We start from the raw sequence: 20,451 nt of genomic DNA, 5'->3' as shown, positions 1-20,451 counted from the left end.
ACCCCACCGCGCCACAATCCACGACTCGAACCACCCGTCGGGCACGCAAGGCATCGGCCCCGGGGCTGCAGGCCATCACAATCGCCGTCCAGCGGCAGAGTCACGCCTGAGCCGCACCGGAACCATCGATTGTGATGGCCTGGAGGGCCGCTCACTCAGCGGCTGGTCCTCGACAGCCCCGATCCCTCACGCGCCGCGGTCGTCGCATTCCCGACACGCCAGCCACAGGCCGCCCGCACCTATGCACCGAGCCCGCCACGCGCCCAGCGGCTCTATCTTTCTTTCCCTGTTCTTGCTTTCTTTTTTGAGGGTTTCTGAATAACCCTCTTAAGTCTGTGGTGTTTGCCGGGTGCCTGATTCGTGGGACTTGATGGCTGCGTGGGCGAGTTGGAGAGCGCGGCGGCCGGCGCGGGCGTGGATCGGTGGTGGGGTCCCGGCGCGGAGGGCCTCGAGGATGGCATCGACGTGGCGGTCGAAGGTGGCCGTGAAGGTGCGGGACTCGTCGTCGAAGTAGCCCGAATGCCAGCGGTGTTCGACCGGATCGCCGGGCTTGGCGAAAGTCAGGGATCCGATCGTGTCGTGGATGACCAGCCGACCTTCGGTGCCGTTGATTTCAACGTGTTGCGCGTCGGGATAGGCGTACGACGAGTCGTAGCTGCCGAGCATGGTGCCGACCGCGCGGTTCTCGAAGTCGAGAGCGAGGGCGATGGTGCTGAAGTCGCCGTACGTCTTGTCGGTCATATGCGCGGAGACGGCCGAGATCGGGCCGACCAGGTGTTCGAGCAGGTCGAAGCCGTGGCACTGGGTCTCGATCAGGTTGGCGTGCGGCGACGTGCCGTGGTTGGCCTCGCCGCCGAAACGCCAGGTCGCGAACACGGGCTCGCCGAGCTCACCGGCGTCGATGAGTGCCTTCGCGCGCTGGACGGGTTCGGCGTACCGATGCTTGAAGTTGATGGCGAAGAACTGATCGCCAGCCGCCTCGAGGAGAGTGTCCGCCTCGGTCAGGTCGAAGACGAGCGGCTTCTCGACCAGGAGTGGGATGCCGGTCCGGAGGAGCTTGAGGGTGACGTCGAAGTGGTCCTCGTTCGGGAGGCAGACGGTGACCAGGTCGGGGTGCTCGCGCTGCAGCATCTCGTCGAGATCCGTGTACGGCGTGGCGCCGTACTTCTTGGCTCGGGACCGGGTCCGCTCGGGTGTGCGGCCGACGATCGCGCAGAGGTCGGTGTCTTCGCGGCGGGAGAAGATGCGCGCGTGTTGTTCGCCCCAACCGCCCGCGCCCACGACGGCGACCCTCATTGCGTGATCACGACCTTGCCGGTCTCGCCGGAGAGGAACAGCCGGAAGGCTGCGCCGATCTCGGCGACCGGGAAGCGATGGCTGATGACCCGGCCGATCAGGTCCTGGTTGGCCCGGAGAAGTGCGAGGTTGCCGGGCATTTCGTCGTACCGGAAGTACTCGCTGCCGAGGATCGCGTGCTCGGGCGTGATCAGGTCTCGGGAGACGTCGACGGTGATGCTCTCGCCGTGGCCGACGCAGATGAGGGCGCCGCGTTGGCTGAGGATGTCGAGGGCGGCTCGACGCGCGGTCTCCTTGCCGGTTGAATCGAAGGCGATGTCCGGGTTCCCGGCGGCGGTGAGGTTGTCGGCGCGGACGGGGATGGCGCCGAAGGATTCGGCGTAGTCGAGACGCCAGGGGGAGAGGTCGGAGATGTAGACCGGGACGTCGTCGTACCGGAGCTTGCTCATCACCGCCAGCCCGAGCCCGATCGGACCGGCGCCGGCGATGTAGATGCTCTCGATGTCCTGCCTGACCAACGCGGCGCGGCCGAGGGCGTGGCTGCTGGTGCCCATCACGTCCAGCAGCATGGTCGCGTTGCCGATCTCGATGTCGTCGGTGATCGGGAAGAAGTTCGTCTCGTGAACCAGCTCGAACGGGCCGTAGCCGCCGTCGTGGGTGAATCCCATGTCGGCTCGTTTGGCCGTGCACTGGTTCGTGGCGCCGTACCGGCAACTGCGGCACTCACCGCAGAAGTCCATCAGGAACACGGCTCCGCGGGTGCCGATCGCCGTCGTCGTGCCGTCGCCGGTCGCGATCACGGTGCCGGCGGCTTCATGACCTGGTACGACGCTGGAGCCGCCGAAGTACTGTCCGCGATCGCTACCGCAGAGGGCGTTGGCCTGGACCTGCAGGAGGAGCCGGCCTGGACCTGGGTCCGGGTATTCGTGGTCCGCGAAGTCGATCCGGCCGTCGCCGGCGAAGACAGGTGCTCGGGCGGTACGCGTCATGATCGCGGAATTTACTACGTAGCAAACCTTGGTCACAAGGGGGAAAGGACGGCGGGCTCAGCGCGAAGTGCTTTCGCGGAGGCGGAGTGCGTAGCCGGCCATCCGGTGCTGCGGGACGTGGGATTCGCCGGCGCCGAACTGTTCCTCGAGAAGGTCCAGGGCCGACGTGGCGATCTCGTCGAGCAGCGGTGCGACCGTGCTCAGGGACGGTGTGGACAGACTCGCCTCGACGATGTCGTCGAAGCCGATGACCGAGATCTGCCGCGGTACCTCGAGGCCGGCTCGGGTCAGTGCGCGGAGTGCGCCGAGCGCGGCCGAGTCGTTCATCGCGAAGATGCCGTCGGGGAGGGGTTGGTCCAGGATCTCGGTGACGGCCCGCGCCGCCGCGGATGTGGTCCAGTCGCAGTCGATCAGCAGCTGCGGATCGACCTGGATGCCCTTCTTTTTCAGGGCCGCCTGGTATCCCTGCCGTCTGAGCTGGTAGGACCGCCTGGGACCGTTGTTTGCCCCGAGCAACGCGATCCGCCGGCGGCCGGTGTCGAGCAGGTGGGTGACCGCGGCCTGGGCCGCCTCACGGTTCTTGATGCCGACGTGGTCGATCTCGCTGCCCGGCTCCCGGTCGCCGACCAGGACCACGGGATGCTTGCGGTCGCGGAGCTCGTCGGCGCGGCTGAGGGTGACCGCGCTCAGGATCACGCCGTCGGTGACGACCTCGCCGCCACTGTGCAGCAGCTCGAGCTCGGCCTCGTGGTGTCCACCGGTGGTTTCGACGAGGACCGTCGTACCCCTGCGTTGGGCAGCGGCGATGACTGCCTCGGCCAGGTCGGCGAAGTAGCGCTCGCTGAAGGTGGGGACGGCCAGGGTGACCGTGCCGGTGCGGCCGGTCCGGAGGCGCCGAGCAGCTGTATTGGGCCGATAGCCGAGGGCGTCGAGGCTCGCCTGCACGCGGGCGCGGGTGGCTGGGGCGACGTGGAGGTAGCCGTTGACGACGTTCGAGACCGTGCGCTGGGAGACCCCGGCGTGGCGGGCCACGTCGGACATGCTCACGGCCACGGCGTACTCCAGCCCTTCGAACGGGGGTCGTCAGGCTATCACCGGGGCTAGACGTGACCTGAGTTGTAACTTCGGTTTACAGTAGCGGCATGAGCCTTCAGGAACGGACGCGGGACTCCAGGGACGTGATCGGCTTCGGGGTGGCGCTGCTGAACCGGCTGGCGAGGCTGCGGGTGATCGACCGGTTCCGGCTGCGGAAGCCGACCGAGCGGGTGGTGTTCGAGGCGACCAAGACGGGTTTCCGTACGGCGGGAGCCCTGTCGCGCAGCTTCACCGCGGCGGTCAAGCTCGCGCAGCCGTCGCGGTTGCCGGCGGCGCAGGGGACCGGGCAGTTCGACCTGACGCCGACCGAGGATCAGCAGACGGTGGTCGAGGTCGTGCGCGAGTTCGCCGCGGAGGTGCTGCGTCCTGGCGCCGGCGCCGCGGATACGGCGTGCGCGACGGAGGAGAAGGTGCTGTCGGCGTCCGCCGAGTTCGGGTTGAGCCTCATCGAGGTGCCTGAGGAGCTTGGTGGGATCGTGACCGAGCGGTCCGCGATGACTGGCGTACTGGTGGCCGAGGCGATGGCGCATGGGGACATGGGTCAGGCGGTCGCATGTCTGGCGCCGGCGGCGGTGAGTACGGCGATCTCGTTGTGGGGCGATGAGACGCAGCAGGCGACGTACCTGCCGGCGTTCACGGGTTCGTCCGTACCGGCCGCGGCGTTGGCTGTGCTGGAGCCGCGGGCGTTGTTCGATCCCTTTGTCTTGGAGACTCGGTGGGCGCGCGGGCGGTTGAACGGCGTGAAGTCGTTGGTTCCGCGCGGGGCCGAAGCCGAGTTGTTCGTGATCGCGGCGCAGACGGGATCCGGGCCGGCGTTGTTCCTGGTGGAGTCCGATCATCCGGGGGTGACCATCGAGGCCGAGCCCTCGATGGGGTTGCGGGCGGCGTCGCTCAGCCGGGTCGTGCTGGCGGATGTGCCGGCGGTGCCGCTCGGGTCGCTGACGGACTACGCGGAGTGTGTGCGGTTGTCGCGACTGGGGTGGTGCGCGTTGTCGCTCGGTACGGCACGGGCGGTCCTCGACTACGTCACGCCGTACGTGAATCAGCGGACGGCTTTTGGTGAGCCGATCAGTCATCGGCAGTCGGTCGCGTTCATGGTGGCGAACATCGGGATCGAGCTGGAAGGGATGCGGCTGGTGACGTACCGGGCCGGATCGCGGGCTGAGCAAGGGCTTTCGTTCGCCCGCGAGGTCGCGCTGGCGCGGCGGCTGTGTACGGACAAGGGGATGCAGATCGGGACTGACGGCGTACAACTCCTGGGTGGGCACGGGTTCGTGAAGGAGCATCCGGTCGAACGGTGGTATCGAGACCTGCGGGCGATCGGCGTGATGGAAGGGGCGGTGCTCGTATGATCAACCTCGAGACGCCGCGGAAGTTCCGTGCCTTCGTCAACCAGGCGCATCAGGTCGCGGCCGAGATGCTGCGGCCGAATTCGCGTCGCTACGACCTGGCCGAGCACGAGTATCCGGTCGAGCTGGACATGCTCGCGGCGATGGTCGACGGATTAGGTGCCTCGGGCAACGGCGCCGGCGCGGGCGCTTCCGGCGTACGACGAACTGCCTCAGGTGACGGGGTTGTGAACGGGTCCAACCTCTCGTCGGTGTTGTCGATCATGGAGATGTGCTGGGGTGATGTCGGGCTGTTGTTGTCGATGCCGCGTCAAGGGCTCGGCAACTCGGCGATCGCGTCGGTCGCGTCCGACGAGCAGTTGCGCCGGTTCGACGGGGTGTGGGCGGCGATGGCGATCACCGAGCCGGAGTGTGGATCCGACTCGGCGAACATCCAGACGACCGCCCGGCTGGACGGCGACGCCTATGTGCTGAACGGCGAGAAGATCTTCGTCACCTCCGGCAGCCGCTGCGACGCCGTGGTGGTGTGGGCAACGGTCGACAAGTCGCTCGGGCGGGCCGCGATCAAGTCCTTCGTGGTCATGAAGGACACGCCTGGGCTGACGGTCGAGCGGCTCGAACACAAGCTCGGGATCCGGGCGTCGGACACTGCGACGCTCCGCTTCGAGAACTGCCGGGTGCCGCGCGAGAATCTGCTGGGCTCGGCCGATGTCAGCGCGGACAAGGGTTTCGCGGGCGCGATGCAGACCTTCGACAACACCCGCCCGCTGGTCGCCGCGATGGCGGTCGGATGCGCTCGCGCCTCACTCGAGCTGACAAGATCCTTGCTCGCCGATGCGGGTGTCGAGGTCGACTACGACCGTCCCGTCCACCTCCAGCCCGCCGCGGCAGCGTCGTACCTCCAGATGGAAGCCGACTGGGAGGCTGCCTACCTCCTGACCCTGCAGGCCGCCTGGCTCGCCGACAACGGCCAACCCAACTCCCTCCAAGCCTCCATGGCCAAAGCCAAAGCCGGCCGCACCGCCAACGACATCACCCTCCGCTGCGTAGAACTCACCAGCTCCCTCGGCTACTCAGAACACCACCTCCTGGAAAAGTGGTCCCGAGACTCCAAGATCCTCGACATCTTCGAAGGCACGCAGCAGATCCAGCAACTGATCGTCGCGCGGCGGTTGCTCGGGAAGACCTCGGCGGAGCTGAAATAGCCTTGTAGGCAACGAAACCTGGGCCACTTCGGCCGAACATCAAAACCAGCCCCGGATCGTGGTGACCGAGATGCCTGCCGCGGCGACGGCGGGCTTCCCAATGAGCGTTGCCGGTGGCTCCGAGCTCGGACTGCCGACCTGGGCACGCAGAGCATCGTTCCTGACGGATCAGAATGTGGTGGTCATGCCGCCGTCGACTGCGATCGTTTGTCCGGTGATGAAGGATGCCGAGTCTCCGGCGAGGAAGACCACCACACCGGCGATCTCGTCAGGGCGACCCCATCGCCCGAGCGCGGTTCGGGTTTGTAGCCATTGTGACCAGTGGGGATCCGCCGCGAGCTCGGCGTTGACCTCGGTAGCGAAGGTGCCCGGTGCCACCGAGTTGACCGTGATGCCGTGCCGGCCGAGATCTGCGGCGAGCGCCCTGGTCATCCCATCGACTCCGGCCTTTGCGATGGGGTAGGCGATGTCGCCGACCCGGCCGAGCTGTGCCATCACCGACGACACATTGATGATTCGGCCGGGCTTGCCCGCCTCGACCAATCGACAGGCGACATGTCGGGTCAGCGAGTAGGCCGACGTGACGTGCACGTCGAGCAGATGGGTCAGGTCGGCAGGCTTCAGTACTTCGACGCCGCGGCGGTCTCGATGTCCGACGTTGTTCACCAGGATGTCGATGCCATCGAAGCTGTCGATCACTTGATGCGCCCGCTCCAGGTCTGTCACATCGAACGCCGCCGACGAGACATCTTGTCCGTCGTTCTGCAATCGCCGAGCTGCGTCGATCACTGCAGCTTGGTCGCGTCCGTTCAGGACGACTCGCGCCCCGGCGGCGGCCAGTCCGCGTGCCATCTCGAACCCCAATCCGCGGACCGAGCCCGTGACCAGTGCGGTGCGTCCACTCAACGATGAGCCGTCCATGCTCCACCTTCACTGAAACAGATGTGTCAGCACCGAGCATAGATCTCGCCTGAGGCCACCTCTAGCGGTAACTCGAAACCCGTGTGTACGACGACGCGACCGAGGCCGAGGGCCTGCGCGTGGTCAGCCGGCCGAGGCGGAATTGAAACGGCGGTCACCTACACCGCTGCAACGGCCTCCAGTGCGGGCGCCGCGTGTGTGAGTGCTTCCCGCAGGATGTCGGCCAGCGGGCCGTTGGGAACGACGAAAGGTCAGACGGCTTCACCGTCGGGGGACTTGTCCGGTGTGCTCTTGGTTTGCGAGGGCGCGGAGTTGGGCTTCGCGGACGGCAGCGGTTTGGCCTTGGACCAGGAGAAACAGGGCTGAACGGGCGTGGAGCTGGGCGGTGTCGCCGCCGGTCAGGCCGTGGCCCGCGCGAGAGATGAGGAGGGCACGGGTCAGGGTGGCGAGGACTTCGCCGATGGCCACCTTGAGGTCGAGTCGTTCCTCGATGCGTTGCGGCGCGCCGGGTCCTGCTGTGGTGACAGCGTCGGTCAGCGCGTAGGCCTGCTCACGGATCCGGGCGACTTGCGGTGCCCAGGTCTCGGCCACCTTCCGCGCGGCCGGGTGAGACGAGGCGCGCAACTCGTCGACGACGGTGGCTGCCAAGCCGAAATGATGTGCGCGAGCGTCGGCGGCGGCCGCCAGATCGGCAGCGCGCCAGCTGTCGAGATCCTCGACGGTGAGGACGTGGCTGTCCGACACCTCCACTCCGTGCAACGTGACGCGTTCGGTCCGGCTTCCGCCGGCCGCGCTGAGCTGGAGCGGAGCGTTGTCGACGCCATCGCCGACGGGGAGCAGGGCGTAGACGATCCGCGGTCGGCCGGCACTGCCGTCGTCGACACCGGCCACGCCGAGCCATTGGTTGAGACCCCACCCGCTGACCCAGGAGATCGTGCCCTCGAAGGCCCAGCCGGCTGCCGTCCGCCGTGCGGCGACGTACCGGTCCGGGTAGCGGCGTACGTCGCTGAGCGCCGCACCCAGGAGTATTTCGCCGCGCAGGATCCGCCCTGCCAACGTGGGGTCGAAGATCGAGTCCGGCTGCTCGCTGACCTGCCGGATCCGGGCGACCTGGGCGCCGTGCTGCGCCCACACCAGCCACGTGTTGAAGCACGCGCCGGCGATGATCTCGTGCAGCCGGCGGTCGGCGTCGCGATCGAGGTCGGCGCCGCCGTACACCGCCGGCGCGAGGTGGTTCAGGGCGCCCAGGCCGGCCAGGTCGCGCACGGTCTGCTCGGTGACACCGGTCCGGTCGGTCTCCAGGGCCTGGGGTAGCAGCACCGCGGCGGCATACGACTCCACCTTGGCGAGAAACGCCGTTGGGTCATCGCTCGTCGCCGTCATCTCGTCTCCGCTCTCGACCGCCTGATGAGACACGACCCTACTAAGGACCCTATGTCTATAAATTTACTAGACATCTCGTGAGACGCGGTCGCGCTCCTCCAAGCCCGATCCGAGGTTGCCCACAGCACCGACTGATCGAAAGGCATCCGTATGTCCCTTGACCTGACACGTCACCTCGGCCGCACCGGAGTACGGGTGCCGCCGCTCACCCTCGGCACCATGAACTTCGGCCGCTGGGCGACCGAGGACGACAGCATCCCCATCATCCACGCCGCGATCGATGCCGGCCTGATCGTGCTCGACACCGCAGACGTGTACGGCGGCGGCCGGTCCGAGGAAATCGTCGGCAAGGCGATCGCGTCCGCGCCGGTACGGCGCGAGGATCTCTTCCTCGCCACGAAGTTCCACGGGCAAGTCGGCGACGACCCGCAACACGCGGGCAACAGCCGCCGCTGGATCACGCAGGCTGTCGAGGACAGCCTGCGCAGGCTCGGCACCGACTACCTCGACCTCTACCAGGCGCACCGGCCTGATCCGCACACGGATCTGCTGGAGACCTTGCAGACGCTGGACGGTCTGGTCCGGTCCGGGAAGATCCGCTACTACGGCACCTCCGCCTTCCCGGCGCATCAGCTGGTCGAGGCACACTGGCTGGCCGAGAAGCACGGCTTGATCGCGCCACACACCGAACAGTTGCCGTACTCGCTGCTGGTGCGTGGCTCCGAACGCGAGGTCTTCCCGGTCGTCCAGAAGTACGGCGTGGGCGTGATCAGCTACGGCCCGCTCGCCGCGGGCTGGTTGTCCGGTAAGTACCGAGTCGGCGGCGAGCAACCGGAGTCGGCCCGGGCCGACCTCATCGCCGGACGCTTCGACATCGCTCTCGGACGCAACCAGCGCAAACTGGCCGCCGCCGATTCCCTGGCCCGGCTGGCCGAAGAGCACGGCCTCACCCTGGTCGAGCTGGCCGTGGCCTTCGCGCTCAACCACCCGGCCATCAGCAGCGTCATCATCGGCCCGCGCACCGCCGAGCACCTGGATGCGTACCTGAAGGCGGCCACGGTCGAGCTCAGCGACGAGGTCCTGGACCGGATCGACGAGATCGTTGATCCCGGCACCCAGTTCCTCGAGCGCGACACGGGTCGAGACACGCCCTCGTTGCGTCCCGTCGCGCTGCGTCGTCGGCCGGTGGACCGATGAGCCGGGCTGACCCGATCGCGACCGACCGGACCGCGATCGGAGCAGGCGTCGGTGACGGCCGTCCGTTTCGGTTGGGCTTCCTGCTCCATCTCGACAACGATCTGCCACCGGCTCGGGCCTACCGCGACGCGATCGAGTTGTTCAAGGTCGCGGAAAGCCTCGGTTACGACTCCGGCTGGGTGATCCACCGGCACTTCCGGCAGGGCAACGAGCATGTCTCGGCACCGCTGGTCGTCCTGACCGCGATCGCCGAGCACACCACCCGGATCGGACTCGGCACAGGCGTGTACGTCGTACCGCTCGAAGATCCCCTGGTCGTCGCCGAGGCGGCCGCGACCTTGGACGAGTTGAGCGGCGGCCGGCTGCAGCTCGGGGTCGGGTCGGGCCCGTTCCCGGGAGCGTGGGAGGCCTTCGGCAAGGATCTCTCGGACCGGCACGAGCTGTACGACGAGGCCGTCGGACGACTGCACCGGCTGCTGGCCGGCCACCCGGTCAACAGTCTTGGCGAGGTACTCCACCCGCCGGCCCGGGAACTGCGGCGGCGGCTGTGGCAGGCGACCTCGTCGGACCCGGCCGTGGCAATCAGTTCGGTCCAGGCGGCCGGCCGGGCCGGCGACGGCCTGCAGTTGTCGCGGGCAACGGAATTCAATCGGCAGCAGACCCGCGAGCGACAGGCCGAGATCGTCGCCGCGTATCGGGAGGCGCACCGCACCGCGCATCCGGGCGTCATACCTCGGCTGCAGGTGTCGCGAGCGATCTACCCTCATCCGGATCGAGACACTGCCGTCGCCGCGGTCGCGCCCGGGGCGCGCCGGTGGCAGTCCTGGATCGCCTCCCGGCAGGGCCTCCCCGAGCTGAGCGTCGAGGAGTTCCTCCGGCAGGACAACGCGCTGGTCGGGCCGGCCGGGGAGATTGCGGACGCACTGAGCGGCGATCCGGCGCTCGAGCACGTGACCGATCTGCTGTTCAGCTTCGTGCCCGGTGTGCCGCCGTTCGAGGAGCACGTCCGGTTGTTGCATGCAGCAACAGAGGTGGCCGGTCAGCTCGGCTGGAGTGCCCGGGAGGAGAAGAGATGACCCGGCGCCCGGTGCCGTCGCAGCCGGAGCCGGGCGATCTGTTCACTCTGTGGACAGCGCCGAACGGGTCGATCCGATTTCCTACTATGTCTATCAAGTAACTAGACTTTAGTGAGGAACCGTCATGGCCGACACCCCTACTGCCATCGAGCAGTCGAGCACTCCACGGAAGAAGTGGCCCTGGCTGACGGTCAGCCTTGCCATCGTCCTGGTCGTTGCCCTAGGCATCATCTTCGGCAGTAGGGGAGGGGGCGGCGACACGGCTGCAGCCGGGGGTGACGGGACACCGGTGTCCGGTGGGACCCTCCAGTTCGCGCTGCTCGACTACCAGCGCAGCCCGGATCCGCAGTGGGGCACGAACTACGCCGAGTCGATCATCGGGAACAACATCACCGACAAGCTGACCTGGCAGGACCCGAACACCGGCGAGATCACGCCCTGGCTGGCCCAGTCGTGGGAGTACAACAAGGACCTCACCGAGTTCACCTTCCACCTGCGCCACGACGTGACCTTCAGCGACGGTACGCCGTTCAACGCCGCCGCTGTGAAGGCCAACTTCGACCAGTACGTGCGCGGCGACGAGAAGCTCGGCATCACCGGCACCGGTGCCGTCCTGCTGCACGGGTACGTCGACACGCGGACGCCGGACGAGTACACGGCGGTCGTGGTGTTCAAGCAGCCCAACGCCAGCTTCCTGCAGGCGTCGTCGTTCACCGCGAACGCCCAGCCGGGCTTCCTGTCGCTGAGCACGCTGACGAAGAGTGCCGACGAACGGGCGAACCCCAAGAACGTGATCGGCACCGGTCCGTTCGTCTACGAATCCTGGCAGGAGCAGGTCAAGACGGTGCTGGTCAAGCGCAAGGACTACAACTGGTCGCCACCCGCGCTGCACCACCAGGGACCGGCCTACCTGGACAAGATCGTCTTCAACACCATCCCTGAGGCGAGTGTGCGGACCGGCTCGCTGCGCTCCGGAACCATCGACGCGACCCTGGACGTCGGCACCACCGACGAGGAGCCGTTGCGAGCGGCCGGCTTCTCGATCATCTCGCGGCAGGTGTCGGGGACGGCGATCCGTTGGGACCTGAACACGTCGCTGGCCCCGACCAACGACCTCGCGGTGCGCAAGGCGATCCAGCGCGGCTGGAACCGGGACGCGATCGCCAAGACGGTCCTGACGAAGTCGTACACCGTCGCCAACTCCGTGCTGGCCAGCTCGGTCCCGGGCTTCGCGGACTACAGCGGTACGACGCTGAAGTACGACCCGGACGGCGCGAAGAAGCTGCTCGACGACGCCGGCTGGGTGCCCGGCCCGGACGGTATCCGGGTCAAGGACGGCAAGCGGTTGACGATCAAGGTCCTCGGGATCAACAACCTGGTCGCGAACAAACCGGCGTACGAGTCGATCCAGCAGGATCTGAAGCAGATCGGCATCGATGTCCAGCTGACCGTCCTTCCGCTCGCCGACTACGCCGCCGAGCAGACCAAGGCCAAGACCAAGTACAACGCGAAGGCCGCAAACCGGTCCCGCAACGATCCCGGCGTCCTGCGGCTTGCGTTCGGCCCGGACTTCGACAACGGCGTGTACCTGTCCAAGGACTTTCCTGGGTACGACGAGATCGTCAGCACGCTCGACAAATTGGACACCACGCTCGATCCGGCCAAGCGCAAGGAGTACGCGAAGGCGGCGCAGGACCTGATCGTGGACAAGTACGCGCTCACCAACCCGGTTTACAACCCGTCGCAGGTGATCGCGCACGCGCCGTACGTGCACGGGATCGTCTTCGACGCGCAGTCGCGCAACCACTTCGTCGATACCTGGAAGAGCAAGTAGATGTTCAGGTACGTAGCTCTCAAGGCAGCGCGTGCCCTGTTCGTCGTCTGGGCGGCGTTCACGGTGACCTTCGTCCTGCTGTTCGTGCTGCCGGCGGACCCGGTCGACCTGCTGTTCGACCCTGCCGAGATCAACAGCATCCCGCCGGACGTGCGGGCCCGCGTCGCGGCGAGCTACGGCTTCGACAAACCTGTGTTCGTGCAGTACCTGGACCGACTGAGCCACGCCCTCCGCGGCGACTTCGGTACGTCGGTGCAGTCCGGGCGGGCGGTGGACAGCGCGATCGCGGACTCGCTGCCGAGCACGCTCGTCCTGGCTACCGGAGCCTTGGTGTTGGCGGTGGTGATCGCCGTCCTGATCGCGCTGGTGGCGACCAGCACCCGGCGGCGATGGATCCGGGACCTGGCCGAAATGTTGCCGTCGGCATCGGTCTCGGTGCCGGTGTTCCTGCTCGGCGTGATCATGCTGCAGGTGTTCTCGTTCCGGCTGGGGTGGTTCCCGTCGTTCGGGAACTCTGGCCCTCGCAGTGTGGTGCTGCCGATGGTCACCCTCGCCATCCCGGTATCGGGCCCGGTCGCGCAGTTGCTGGTCCGCAACTTCGCGTCCGAGTTCCGTTCCGGGTACGTGACGACCAGCCGGGCGAAGGGCGCCACCCGGAGTGCGATCGTGATCGGTGACGTCCTTCGCAACGCGAGCCTGCCCGCGCTCACGATCGCGGGTATCACCTTCGGCAACCTGATCGCCGGGTCGGTGATCACCGAAACCGTGTTCGCCCGTAACGGGATCGGGCGGTTGACGCAGACCGCGGTCAACACGCTCGATACTCCGCTGGTGCAGGGGATCGTGGTCTTCGTCGCCGCCAGTTTCGCGTTGATCAATCTGATCGTCGACCTCGTCTATCCGCTGCTCGACCCCCGTCTGCGTGCGTCGCTCACCGCGCCCGCCGAGAGGACGAACGCCGTCAGTGTGGGGAGCCCGGCATGAGCGCTGTCATGGGTCTCGCCCGCAGGCCCGTCCTCCTGCTGTCCTGGCTGATCGTGACCGTCGCGATCGGCTGGGCGGTCGCGCCCGGCCTGTTCACGTCGTACGGTCCGTACGAAGGCAACAGCAACCTGAGCTTCGCCGGACCGAGCCTCGACCACCCGTTCGGCACGGATCGCCTCGGCCGGGATCTGTTCGCGCGGTCGGTGTACGGCGCCGGCACCACGCTGACCGCGACACTGCTCGCCGTCCTGATCGCCTTCGGGATCGGTACGCTGGTCGGTCTGGTGTCGGGGTATCTCGGCCGGACCGTGGACACCGTGGTGATGCGGGTGATCGACGTCTTCTTGTCGATCCCGAGTCTGTTGCTGGCGATGGTGATCGTCTCGGTCCTCGGGTACTCGACCAACAACATCGCGCTCGCCGTCGGCATCTCGTCGATCGCGTCGTTCGCCCGCGTAATGCGTGCCGAGGTGATGTCGGTGGTCCGCCGTGACTACGTCAAAGCGGCGTACGGACTGGGCGTTCGCCGGCTGGGCGTCGTACTGCGTCACATCGTGCCGAATTCGCTCAACTCCGTGCTCGCACTCGCGGCGCTCGAGGTCGGGACCGCGATCCTGGCGGTCGCGTCCCTCGGCTTCCTCGGGTACGGCGCTCCGCCGCCGCAACCCGAGTGGGGTCTGCTCGTCGCCGAGGGCAGGGACTACCTCGCCGTCCACCCCTACGTCGCGATCCTTCCCGGCGTCGCGCTCGCGCTGGTCGTGATCAGCACCCACCGCATCAGCACCTCGTTCCGGAAGGACCATGCGAGATGACCGTGCTTCTGGAACCCGATCCCGCACTTCTCGAGATCACCGACCTGGCTGTCGACTACCGCAGCGGCCGACGGGATCGGACGCCTGCAGTCGACGGGGTCAGCCTGGCCGTGGCCGCAGGTGAGTTCGTCTCGCTGGTCGGTGAGTCGGGGTGCGGCAAGACCACGCTCGTACAGGCCGCGTTGGGTCTGCTGCCGGAATCCGCGCGGATCCGCAGCGGCAGTATCGCCTACTCGGGCGTCACGGTCACCGACTGGCCGGATCAGCGCATGGCCCGGATCCGGGGCAACCACGTGGGCCTGATCCCGCAGGATCCCGGTACGTCGCTGAACCCGGTGAAGAAGATCGGCCGGCAGGTCGTCGAGGCGGTGAAGCTGAACGACCCGGGTCGCGCACCGGCGCAGGTTCACCGTGACGAGGCACTCGCGTACCTGCGGACCGCCGGCCTGAAGGACGTGGTGCGGATCTTCGAGCAGTACCCGCACGAGCTCAGTGGGGGCATGAAGCAACGAGCCCTGATCGCCATCGCCCTGGCCGGGAAGCCGAAGATCATCCTTGCGGACGAGCCCACGAGCGCGCTCGACGTGACTGTGCAGCAGGTGATCCTCGACCACCTGAGCGAGCTCGGCCGCAGCTTGGGCATCGGCGTGCTGCTGGTGACCCACGACCTCGGTGTGGCGCTGGATCGGTCCGACCGGATCCTTGTCATGCAAGCGGGCCGGATCGTCGAGCAAGGCGCCGTACCTGACCTCCTTGGTCGTTCCCTGCGGAGCGAGTACGCGCGCCGCCTGCTGGACGCGGCGCTCCGGCCGGACCGTCTCAGCCCGACGAGCGGCCCGCGATCCACACCATCCGGGATCGCGATCGAGGCCCGCGATGTCGCCAAGCACTACTCGATCCGCGCCGGTGGCCGGCCCGAGGTCGTGCGCGCTCTCGACGGCGTTGCCATCACGGTCAGATCCGGCACGACGCACGCCGTGGTGGGGGAGTCCGGCGCCGGCAAGTCCACGCTCGCGGGGATTCTGGCCGGCTTCGTCACCCCGGACCGCGGTCGGGTGCAGGTCGGCGATCGTGAGCTGACCAGCCTTCGGCGCGGCGAGCTCCGGGAGCTGCGGCGCCGGCTGCAGTTCGTCTTCCAGAACCCGTTCACGTCCTTGGACCCGCGGTTCACCGTCGGCCGGATCGTCGCCGAGCCACTGCGTGCCTTCGGTTTCCCGGGAGGCCGGACGGCGTTGCGTGCGCGAGTCAGTGAACTGCTGCGGGCTGTGTCGCTGGACGACGGCTATCTGGACCACACACCTGAGCGACTCTCCGGTGGCCAACGCCAGCGGGTCGCGATCGCGCGGGCGCTGGCATTGAACCCGGAGATTCTCGTCCTCGACGAAGCGGTCAGCGCACTGGACGTTTCCGTCCAGGCGCAGATCCTGCAGTTGCTCGTTGACCTGCAAGCACGCCTCGGGCTGACCTACGTGTTCGTGACCCATGACCTCGGCGTGGTCCGGCAGATCGCCGACGACGTGACGGTGATGAAGGACGGCGTCGTGGTCGAGTCCGGGCCGGCCGATCAGGTACTCAATTCACCCGTCGACCCGTTCACACGGAGTCTGCTCGACGCGATCCCCGGCGCCGGACTGCGGGCCCCGGCCGAACGGTCCGCGTGACGTCCTGTCCGAAGGAGTGATTCGATGACTCGTCAGTTGCACCTCAATGTGAATATCCTCAACGCCGGTGTCTTCGGGGGGTCGTGGCGATTCCCGGGGACGGACGCGACCGCGAGCTACACGGTCGAGCACTACACGTCGATCGCGAAGAAGGCCGAGCGGGCCAAGTTGGACGCGGTCTTCCTGGCCGACGGTCCGGTCCTGGACCCGAACGTCCGGCACCGGCCCGGCAACAATCTCGAGCCAACCACGGTGCTGGCCCGGGTCGCCGCCCAGACCGAGCGGATCGGGTTGGTGGCCACGCTGTCGTCGTCGTACAACGACCCGGTCGAGCTGGCTCGCAGACTGGCGGACCTGGATGTGGTCAGCGGTGGCCGGTTCGGTTGGAACGTCGTCACGACCGCAGGTGCTGCCGCGGCCCGGAACTTCGGGCGGGCGAGTGAGCCCGACCATGCCCTGCGCTATCGCCGGGCCGAGGAGTTCGTGACCCAGGTCCAAGCGTTGTGGGCGGAGCGGGACATCCGTTCGCCGCAGGGGCGGCCGGTGATCGTGCAGGCCGGCGGGTCCACCGACGGCCGTCGGCTCGCGTCGAAGGTCGGCGAGGTGATCTTCTCCGCCGACCAGGACCTCGAGCACGCGCGGGACTTCCGGCAGGAGATCCGCAGCGGAGCGGTCGCCTTCGGGCGGCGCCCGGAGGAGATCGTCGTACTGCCTGGGCTGTCGACCGTGGTCGGGAGCACCGAGACCGAAGCCAAGGCGCGCCGAGAGCTCCTGGACGACCTGTTGCCCGACGCGTACGCGCGAGCCCGGTTGTCGGCACAGCTCGGGATCTCGCTCGAGGGACTGTCCGACGACGAGCCCGTCCCGGCCGAGTTGCTGGCCGAGCCCGACGAGGCCGGCGGATCGCAGACGTTCTTCCGGGTGGTGAAGGCGATCATCGACACCGAGCGGCCCACACTCGGCCGGCTGCTGCGGCGGCTCAGCGGTGGCGCCGGCCATCGGATCGTGGTCGGTACGCCGGAGCAGATCGCGGACGACATCGAGCACTGGTTCCGGCGCGGCGCGGCCGATGGGTTCAACGTGATGCCGGATGTGCTGCCCTCGGGCTTCGACGACTTCGCCGATCACGTGGTCCCTGAACTGCAGCGCCGCGGTCTGTTCCGGCGCGAGTACGACGGCACCACCTTGCGCGATCACCTCGGTCTGGACATTCCTGGTACGACGGCTCAACGGAAGGAGCAGGCATGAGCGCGGTCATCGTTCTGGCCCTTGAGGTAGGTGCGGCCGACGGCGCGCTGTCCTTGCCGGAGGCCGTGGAGGCCCTGGGGTTGGCCGAGGCGGCCGGGGTGCCGGTGGTGCGGATTCGCGACGGTGGCGACGCCACGCTGGATCCGAGCATCGTTGCGTCGTACCTGGCGGGCCGGTTCTCGTGGGCAAGCTTCGTCATCGAGGCCGCTACCACGCACAACGCGCCGTACAACCTGGCCCGCCGGGTGTTGTCGCTCGACCGGGCCGGCAACGGCCGGGCGGGCGTGGCGTTGAAACCTGGTGGCGGTGACGACGTGAGCGCGGCGACGGCCACGGTTCGTACGTCGTTGGACCAGGACGGGCGGTGGTCGGAGTACGCGGGCGTCCTGGTCCGGTTGTGGGAGAGCTTCCCGGCCGAAGCGGTGATCGGCGACCAGGATGCCGGCATCTTCGTCGACGACGAACAGATCGTTGCCATCGGCCACGAAGGCCGGTTCTACCGGGTCGACGGGCCGCTGGACGGGCCGTCGTCTCCGCAGGGTGGGCCGGTGATCGTGGCTGACGCGGACCAGGTCGGTTGGGCCGCGGTCGCGCCGGTGGCAGACGCGGTGGTGGTGACGCCGGCACACTCGGCGGGCGCCGATGCCGCACTCCGCAAGGCACTGGAACAGGTCGGCCGGCAGCGCGATGAGGTCGCGTTGCTGGGGCGTGCGGTGGTGACGGCCGACGACGACGCCCTCCCCTTGCAGCAGTGGGCGGACCGGGACGGTCTGGACGGGTTCGAGCTCGTGCCCGAGGGCGGGCCGGCTGGATGGCGCTCGGTCGTGTCGCAGTTGGTTCCGCGGCTGCACCCAGCGGCGGCAGGGTCCTGGCCGACGTTGCGGGCAGGCTTGCGCCTCGGCGAGGTCGCGGAGGTAAGGCGATGACCGCGACGGTCCCCGACGTGATCACCGTCGCGGGTCTGCGAGCCGCAGTCGCACCCGTCCTCGCCCGTCTCGCCGGTACGGCGCGACACCGTGAGCAGGTCCGCGAGTACGCGTTCACCGACGTGAGTGAGTTGGCTGCCCAGCGGCTCCTCGCTGTGGGCATACCGGCGGAGGACGGCGGCGCGGGTGGCTCGCTGCGCGACGTGGTCGAGGTCGTGATCGACCTTGCCCGGGCGGACTCCAACGTCGCCCAGGCCTTGCGTGCCAGCTTCCTGACCGCGAACCGGGTTCGGACGCGCGCCGACTATCCGCACCGGCGGACGGTGATCGAGCGGTTGCTGCGTGGCGACCTCTTCGCCGGCACTGCGAACGAACGGAGCGGAGGCGCCAGCGGATCGGTCTCGACCACCTTGCGGCGCGACGGTGGCGGGTATCGGCTGGATGGCGAGAAGTACTACTCGACCGGCGGTCTGTACGCGCAGTGGTTCAGTGGTACCGCTGTGGACGAGGACGGCGCGACCGTATGGTTCACGGTTCCGGTCGACCGCGAGGGGGTCGAGTTGCTGGACGACTTCGATGCCGTCGGTCAGCGACTCACCGCGAGCGGTACGACCCGGCTGAACGGCGTACCCCTGAACCGGAACGAGTTCGTGTACCCGGCCGACGCGCCACCGGCGAACCCGTGGCAGGGCGCGTTCGCCCAGCTGTACCTGTCCGCGATCGAGGCCGGCATCGCCGCGGCCGTGCTCGACGATGCGGTGTGGTTCGCCCGGGAGAAGGCCCGGCCGATCAAGCACTCCACCACGGCGACGAGCGTCGAGGATCCCTACGTACGGCGGGTCGTCGGCGAGATCGCGGCCCGCGCGCATGCCGGGCGATCCGTCGTACTGATTGCCGCCGAGACGCTCGACGCGGTGGACACCGCGCCCGGCGAGACGATCCGAGCTGCCGGGGCGACCGCGTCGATCACGGTCGCCCAGGCGCAGATTGTCGCGATCGAGTCGGCGTTCAAGGCGGCCGAGCTGCTCTTCGACGTCGGCGGCGGCTCCGCGACGAATCGCGAGTACGGTTTCGACCGGCATTGGCGCAACGCCCGCACGATCGCCAACCACAACCCGCGGGACTGGAAAGCCGCCTACGTCGGCGCTCACCACCTCACCGGCGAGGAGCCTCCCACCACAGGCTTGTTCTGAGATCTGGTCATCCGGTCGCCGCCGGCTCATTCTCTAGTAATTTTGTAGACAAAGACGCCCCGGACGGAATGAGCGACCTCAAGTTCCATTGGTTTCTGCCGACGAACGGCGGCGACGGCCGGCAGGTGGTCGGCGGCGGGCACGGCCTGACCGCCGGTGCTGCCGGACGGCCCGCGTCGGTGCCGTACCTCGGCCAAATCGCGCGCAGCGCCGAACAACTCGGCTTCGAAGCCGCGCTCACCCCCGCCGGAGCGTGGTGCGAGGACGCCTGGATCAGCACGGCGATGCTCAGCTCGGTCACCGAGCGGTTGCAGTTCCTGGTGGCGTTTCGGCCTGGTCTGGTCGCGCCGTATCTCGCCGCGCAGATGGCCGCCACGTTCCAGAACCTGTCCGGGGGACGGCTGCGGCTCAATGTCGTGACCGGTGGCGAGAGTCACGAGCAGCGGATGTTCGGCGATTTCCTCGACAAGGAGGAGCGGTACGAGCGGTGCGACGAGTTCCTCGACATCGTCACCCGGCTGTGGGCGGGCGAGACGGTCACGTATCAAGGCAAGCATCTCCGGGTCGAGGACGCGGTCCTCGCGCAGCGGCCGGACCCGCTGCCGGAGATCTACTTCGGTGGGTCGTCCGAGGCGGCGCTGCGGGTCGCGGCCCGGCACGCCGATGTGTACCTGACCTGGGGGGAGCCGCCGGAAGCGGTGGGCGAGAAGATCGCCAAGGTCCGCAAGCTGGCGGCGGACGAGGGGCGAGAGATCCGCTTCGGCGTACGCCTGCACTCGATCGCCCGGGACACTGCGGAGGCTGCTTGGGCCGAGGCCGATCGGTTGCTGGCAGGGATCTCGCCGGAGCAGATCGCCAAGGTCCAGGCCGGCCTGCGCCGCAGCGAAGCCGAGGGGCAGCGCCGCATGCTGGCGCTCAACCAGGGCACGAAGGACGGCCTGGAGATCTATCCGAATCTGTGGGCCGGGGTCGGTCTGGTCCGCGGTGGTGCGGGCACGTCGCTGGTCGGGTCGTACGCCGAGGTCGCCGACCTGATCGAGCAGTACGCCGGCGTCGGTATCCAGGAGTTCGTCCTGTCCGGCTACCCGCACCTGGAAGAGGCCTACTGGTTCGGTGAGGGCGTGTTACCCGAGCTCGCCCGTCGTGGCCGTTGGCACCATCCTGCCCCGACGGTCACGCGGTCAGCCGTCCCCTTCGCCCAGCCGGTCGGAAAGCCAAGCACCTGAGACCGGACCTGCGTGGTTCGATGTGTGGCGGTTGCAGGTAGCGGGTGGGGCGGGAG

At 68.1% G+C, this 20,451-nt stretch carries 17 protein-coding genes; 12 read left to right on the top strand and 5 right to left on the bottom strand.

Features of this window, described 5'->3' with window-relative positions; all coding sequences use genetic code 11:
• Positions 1-327 precede the first annotated feature (327 nt).
• From ACWF4Z_RS14400 to ACWF4Z_RS14390, 3 genes are read right to left on the bottom strand one after another with little or no spacing between them, the layout of a single operon-like run.
• A complete protein-coding gene (locus tag ACWF4Z_RS14400) occupies positions 328-1,296 on the bottom strand; it encodes a Gfo/Idh/MocA family protein (protein ID WP_452243477.1) in 969 nt (322 codons plus the stop codon).
• The gene (locus tag ACWF4Z_RS14395) at positions 1,293-2,285 is read right to left on the bottom strand and encodes an alcohol dehydrogenase catalytic domain-containing protein (RefSeq protein ID WP_452243476.1); all 993 of its coding nucleotides are present in this window, start codon (positions 2,283-2,285) and stop codon (positions 1,293-1,295) included. The genes ACWF4Z_RS14400 and ACWF4Z_RS14395 overlap by 4 nt, the downstream gene beginning before the upstream one ends.
• A 57-nt stretch (positions 2,286-2,342) precedes the next feature.
• Complete coding sequence (locus ACWF4Z_RS14390; RefSeq protein ID WP_452243605.1) at positions 2,343-3,326, bottom strand: LacI family DNA-binding transcriptional regulator; 984 nt, start codon at positions 3,324-3,326, stop codon at positions 2,343-2,345.
• Between the two features lie 101 nt (positions 3,327-3,427).
• Between ACWF4Z_RS14390 and ACWF4Z_RS14385 the strand changes: the two genes are divergently transcribed.
• Complete coding sequence (locus tag ACWF4Z_RS14385) at positions 3,428-4,732, top strand: acyl-CoA dehydrogenase family protein (protein WP_452243475.1); 1,305 nt, start codon at positions 3,428-3,430, stop codon at positions 4,730-4,732.
• Positions 4,729-5,934 carry an acyl-CoA dehydrogenase family protein gene (locus ACWF4Z_RS14380; RefSeq protein WP_452243474.1) on the top strand — a complete coding sequence of 402 codons (1,206 nt, stop codon included), beginning with the start codon at positions 4,729-4,731 and terminating at the stop codon, positions 5,932-5,934. The genes ACWF4Z_RS14385 and ACWF4Z_RS14380 overlap by 4 nt, the downstream gene beginning before the upstream one ends.
• Before the next feature lie 168 nt (positions 5,935-6,102).
• On the opposite strand, the gene ACWF4Z_RS14375 is transcribed toward ACWF4Z_RS14380, so the two are convergent.
• Together ACWF4Z_RS14375 and ACWF4Z_RS14370 are read right to left on the bottom strand one after the other, a co-directional pair.
• Positions 6,103-6,855: an SDR family oxidoreductase gene (locus ACWF4Z_RS14375; protein WP_452243473.1), complete on the bottom strand. Its 753-nt coding sequence runs from the start codon at positions 6,853-6,855 to the stop codon at positions 6,103-6,105.
• A 261-nt stretch (positions 6,856-7,116) separates the two neighbouring features.
• Positions 7,117-8,238, bottom strand: a complete 1,122-nt coding sequence (locus ACWF4Z_RS14370; protein ID WP_452243472.1) for an acyl-CoA dehydrogenase family protein — start codon at positions 8,236-8,238, stop codon at positions 7,117-7,119.
• Between the two features lie 150 nt (positions 8,239-8,388).
• Between ACWF4Z_RS14370 and ACWF4Z_RS14365 the strand changes: the two genes are divergently transcribed.
• The 10 genes from ACWF4Z_RS14365 (at position 8,389) to ACWF4Z_RS14320 (ending at position 20,395) form a co-directional block, all read left to right on the top strand.
• Positions 8,389-9,435: an aldo/keto reductase gene (locus ACWF4Z_RS14365; protein ID WP_452243471.1), complete on the top strand. Its 1,047-nt coding sequence runs from the start codon at positions 8,389-8,391 to the stop codon at positions 9,433-9,435.
• On the top strand, positions 9,432-10,511 hold the full coding sequence (locus ACWF4Z_RS14360; protein WP_452243470.1) for an LLM class flavin-dependent oxidoreductase: 1,080 nt from the start codon (positions 9,432-9,434) through the stop codon (positions 10,509-10,511). The genes ACWF4Z_RS14365 and ACWF4Z_RS14360 overlap by 4 nt, the downstream gene beginning before the upstream one ends.
• 124 nt (positions 10,512-10,635) lie before the next feature.
• Positions 10,636-12,345, top strand: coding sequence for an ABC transporter substrate-binding protein (locus ACWF4Z_RS14355; protein ID WP_452243469.1), 1,710 nt, complete (start codon positions 10,636-10,638; stop codon positions 12,343-12,345).
• The gene (locus tag ACWF4Z_RS14350; RefSeq protein WP_452243468.1) at positions 12,346-13,329 is read left to right on the top strand and encodes an ABC transporter permease; all 984 of its coding nucleotides are present in this window, start codon (positions 12,346-12,348) and stop codon (positions 13,327-13,329) included.
• On the top strand, positions 13,326-14,141 hold the full coding sequence (locus ACWF4Z_RS14345; RefSeq protein WP_452243467.1) for an ABC transporter permease: 816 nt from the start codon (positions 13,326-13,328) through the stop codon (positions 14,139-14,141). The genes ACWF4Z_RS14350 and ACWF4Z_RS14345 overlap by 4 nt, the downstream gene beginning before the upstream one ends.
• Positions 14,138-15,802: a dipeptide ABC transporter ATP-binding protein gene (locus ACWF4Z_RS14340; RefSeq protein WP_452243466.1), complete on the top strand. Its 1,665-nt coding sequence runs from the start codon at positions 14,138-14,140 to the stop codon at positions 15,800-15,802. The genes ACWF4Z_RS14345 and ACWF4Z_RS14340 overlap by 4 nt, the downstream gene beginning before the upstream one ends.
• A 24-nt stretch (positions 15,803-15,826) precedes the next feature.
• Positions 15,827-17,050: an LLM class flavin-dependent oxidoreductase gene (locus ACWF4Z_RS14335; RefSeq protein ID WP_452243465.1), complete on the top strand. Its 1,224-nt coding sequence runs from the start codon at positions 15,827-15,829 to the stop codon at positions 17,048-17,050.
• Positions 17,047-17,976, top strand: coding sequence for a hypothetical protein (locus ACWF4Z_RS14330; protein ID WP_452243464.1), 930 nt, complete (start codon positions 17,047-17,049; stop codon positions 17,974-17,976). The genes ACWF4Z_RS14335 and ACWF4Z_RS14330 overlap by 4 nt, the downstream gene beginning before the upstream one ends.
• Positions 17,973-19,169: an acyl-CoA dehydrogenase family protein gene (locus ACWF4Z_RS14325; protein ID WP_452243463.1), complete on the top strand. Its 1,197-nt coding sequence runs from the start codon at positions 17,973-17,975 to the stop codon at positions 19,167-19,169. Before ACWF4Z_RS14330 ends, ACWF4Z_RS14325 begins: the two co-directional genes overlap by 4 nt.
• 68 nt (positions 19,170-19,237) lie before the next feature.
• On the top strand, positions 19,238-20,395 hold the full coding sequence (locus ACWF4Z_RS14320) for an LLM class flavin-dependent oxidoreductase (protein WP_452243462.1): 1,158 nt from the start codon (positions 19,238-19,240) through the stop codon (positions 20,393-20,395).
• Positions 20,396-20,451 lie beyond the last annotated feature (56 nt).

The sequence above is a fragment of the Kribbella sp. NPDC055071 genome (assembly GCF_053608045.1).
This window is presented reverse-complemented; position numbering and strand designations above follow the sequence as displayed.

What these genes read in the sequence shown, in the direction of transcription:
- ACWF4Z_RS14345 (WP_452243467.1), top strand. Translation starts at nt 13,326, where the DNA reads ATGAGCGCTGTCATGGGTCTCGCCCGCAGGCCCGTCCTCCTGCTGTCC.
- ACWF4Z_RS14350 (WP_452243468.1), top strand. Translation starts at nt 12,346, where the DNA reads ATGTTCAGGTACGTAGCTCTCAAGGCAGCGCGTGCCCTGTTCGTCGTC.
- ACWF4Z_RS14340 (WP_452243466.1), top strand. Translation starts at nt 14,138, where the DNA reads ATGACCGTGCTTCTGGAACCCGATCCCGCACTTCTCGAGATCACCGAC.
- ACWF4Z_RS14400 (WP_452243477.1), bottom strand. Translation starts at nt 1,296, where the DNA reads ATGAGGGTCGCCGTCGTGGGCGCGGGCGGTTGGGGCGAACAACACGCG.
- ACWF4Z_RS14330 (WP_452243464.1), top strand. Translation starts at nt 17,047, where the DNA reads ATGAGCGCGGTCATCGTTCTGGCCCTTGAGGTAGGTGCGGCCGACGGC.
- ACWF4Z_RS14325 (WP_452243463.1), top strand. Translation starts at nt 17,973, where the DNA reads ATGACCGCGACGGTCCCCGACGTGATCACCGTCGCGGGTCTGCGAGCC.
- ACWF4Z_RS14335 (WP_452243465.1), top strand. Translation starts at nt 15,827, where the DNA reads ATGACTCGTCAGTTGCACCTCAATGTGAATATCCTCAACGCCGGTGTC.
- ACWF4Z_RS14395 (WP_452243476.1), bottom strand. Translation starts at nt 2,285, where the DNA reads ATGACGCGTACCGCCCGAGCACCTGTCTTCGCCGGCGACGGCCGGATC.
- ACWF4Z_RS14365 (WP_452243471.1), top strand. Translation starts at nt 8,389, where the DNA reads ATGTCCCTTGACCTGACACGTCACCTCGGCCGCACCGGAGTACGGGTG.
- ACWF4Z_RS14370 (WP_452243472.1), bottom strand. Translation starts at nt 8,238, where the DNA reads ATGACGGCGACGAGCGATGACCCAACGGCGTTTCTCGCCAAGGTGGAG.
- ACWF4Z_RS14355 (WP_452243469.1), top strand. Translation starts at nt 10,636, where the DNA reads ATGGCCGACACCCCTACTGCCATCGAGCAGTCGAGCACTCCACGGAAG.
- ACWF4Z_RS14385 (WP_452243475.1), top strand. Translation starts at nt 3,428, where the DNA reads ATGAGCCTTCAGGAACGGACGCGGGACTCCAGGGACGTGATCGGCTTC.
- ACWF4Z_RS14380 (WP_452243474.1), top strand. Translation starts at nt 4,729, where the DNA reads ATGATCAACCTCGAGACGCCGCGGAAGTTCCGTGCCTTCGTCAACCAG.
- ACWF4Z_RS14360 (WP_452243470.1), top strand. Translation starts at nt 9,432, where the DNA reads ATGAGCCGGGCTGACCCGATCGCGACCGACCGGACCGCGATCGGAGCA.
- ACWF4Z_RS14375 (WP_452243473.1), bottom strand. Translation starts at nt 6,855, where the DNA reads ATGGACGGCTCATCGTTGAGTGGACGCACCGCACTGGTCACGGGCTCG.
- ACWF4Z_RS14390 (WP_452243605.1), bottom strand. Translation starts at nt 3,326, where the DNA reads ATGTCCGACGTGGCCCGCCACGCCGGGGTCTCCCAGCGCACGGTCTCG.
- ACWF4Z_RS14320 (WP_452243462.1), top strand. Translation starts at nt 19,238, where the DNA reads ATGAGCGACCTCAAGTTCCATTGGTTTCTGCCGACGAACGGCGGCGAC.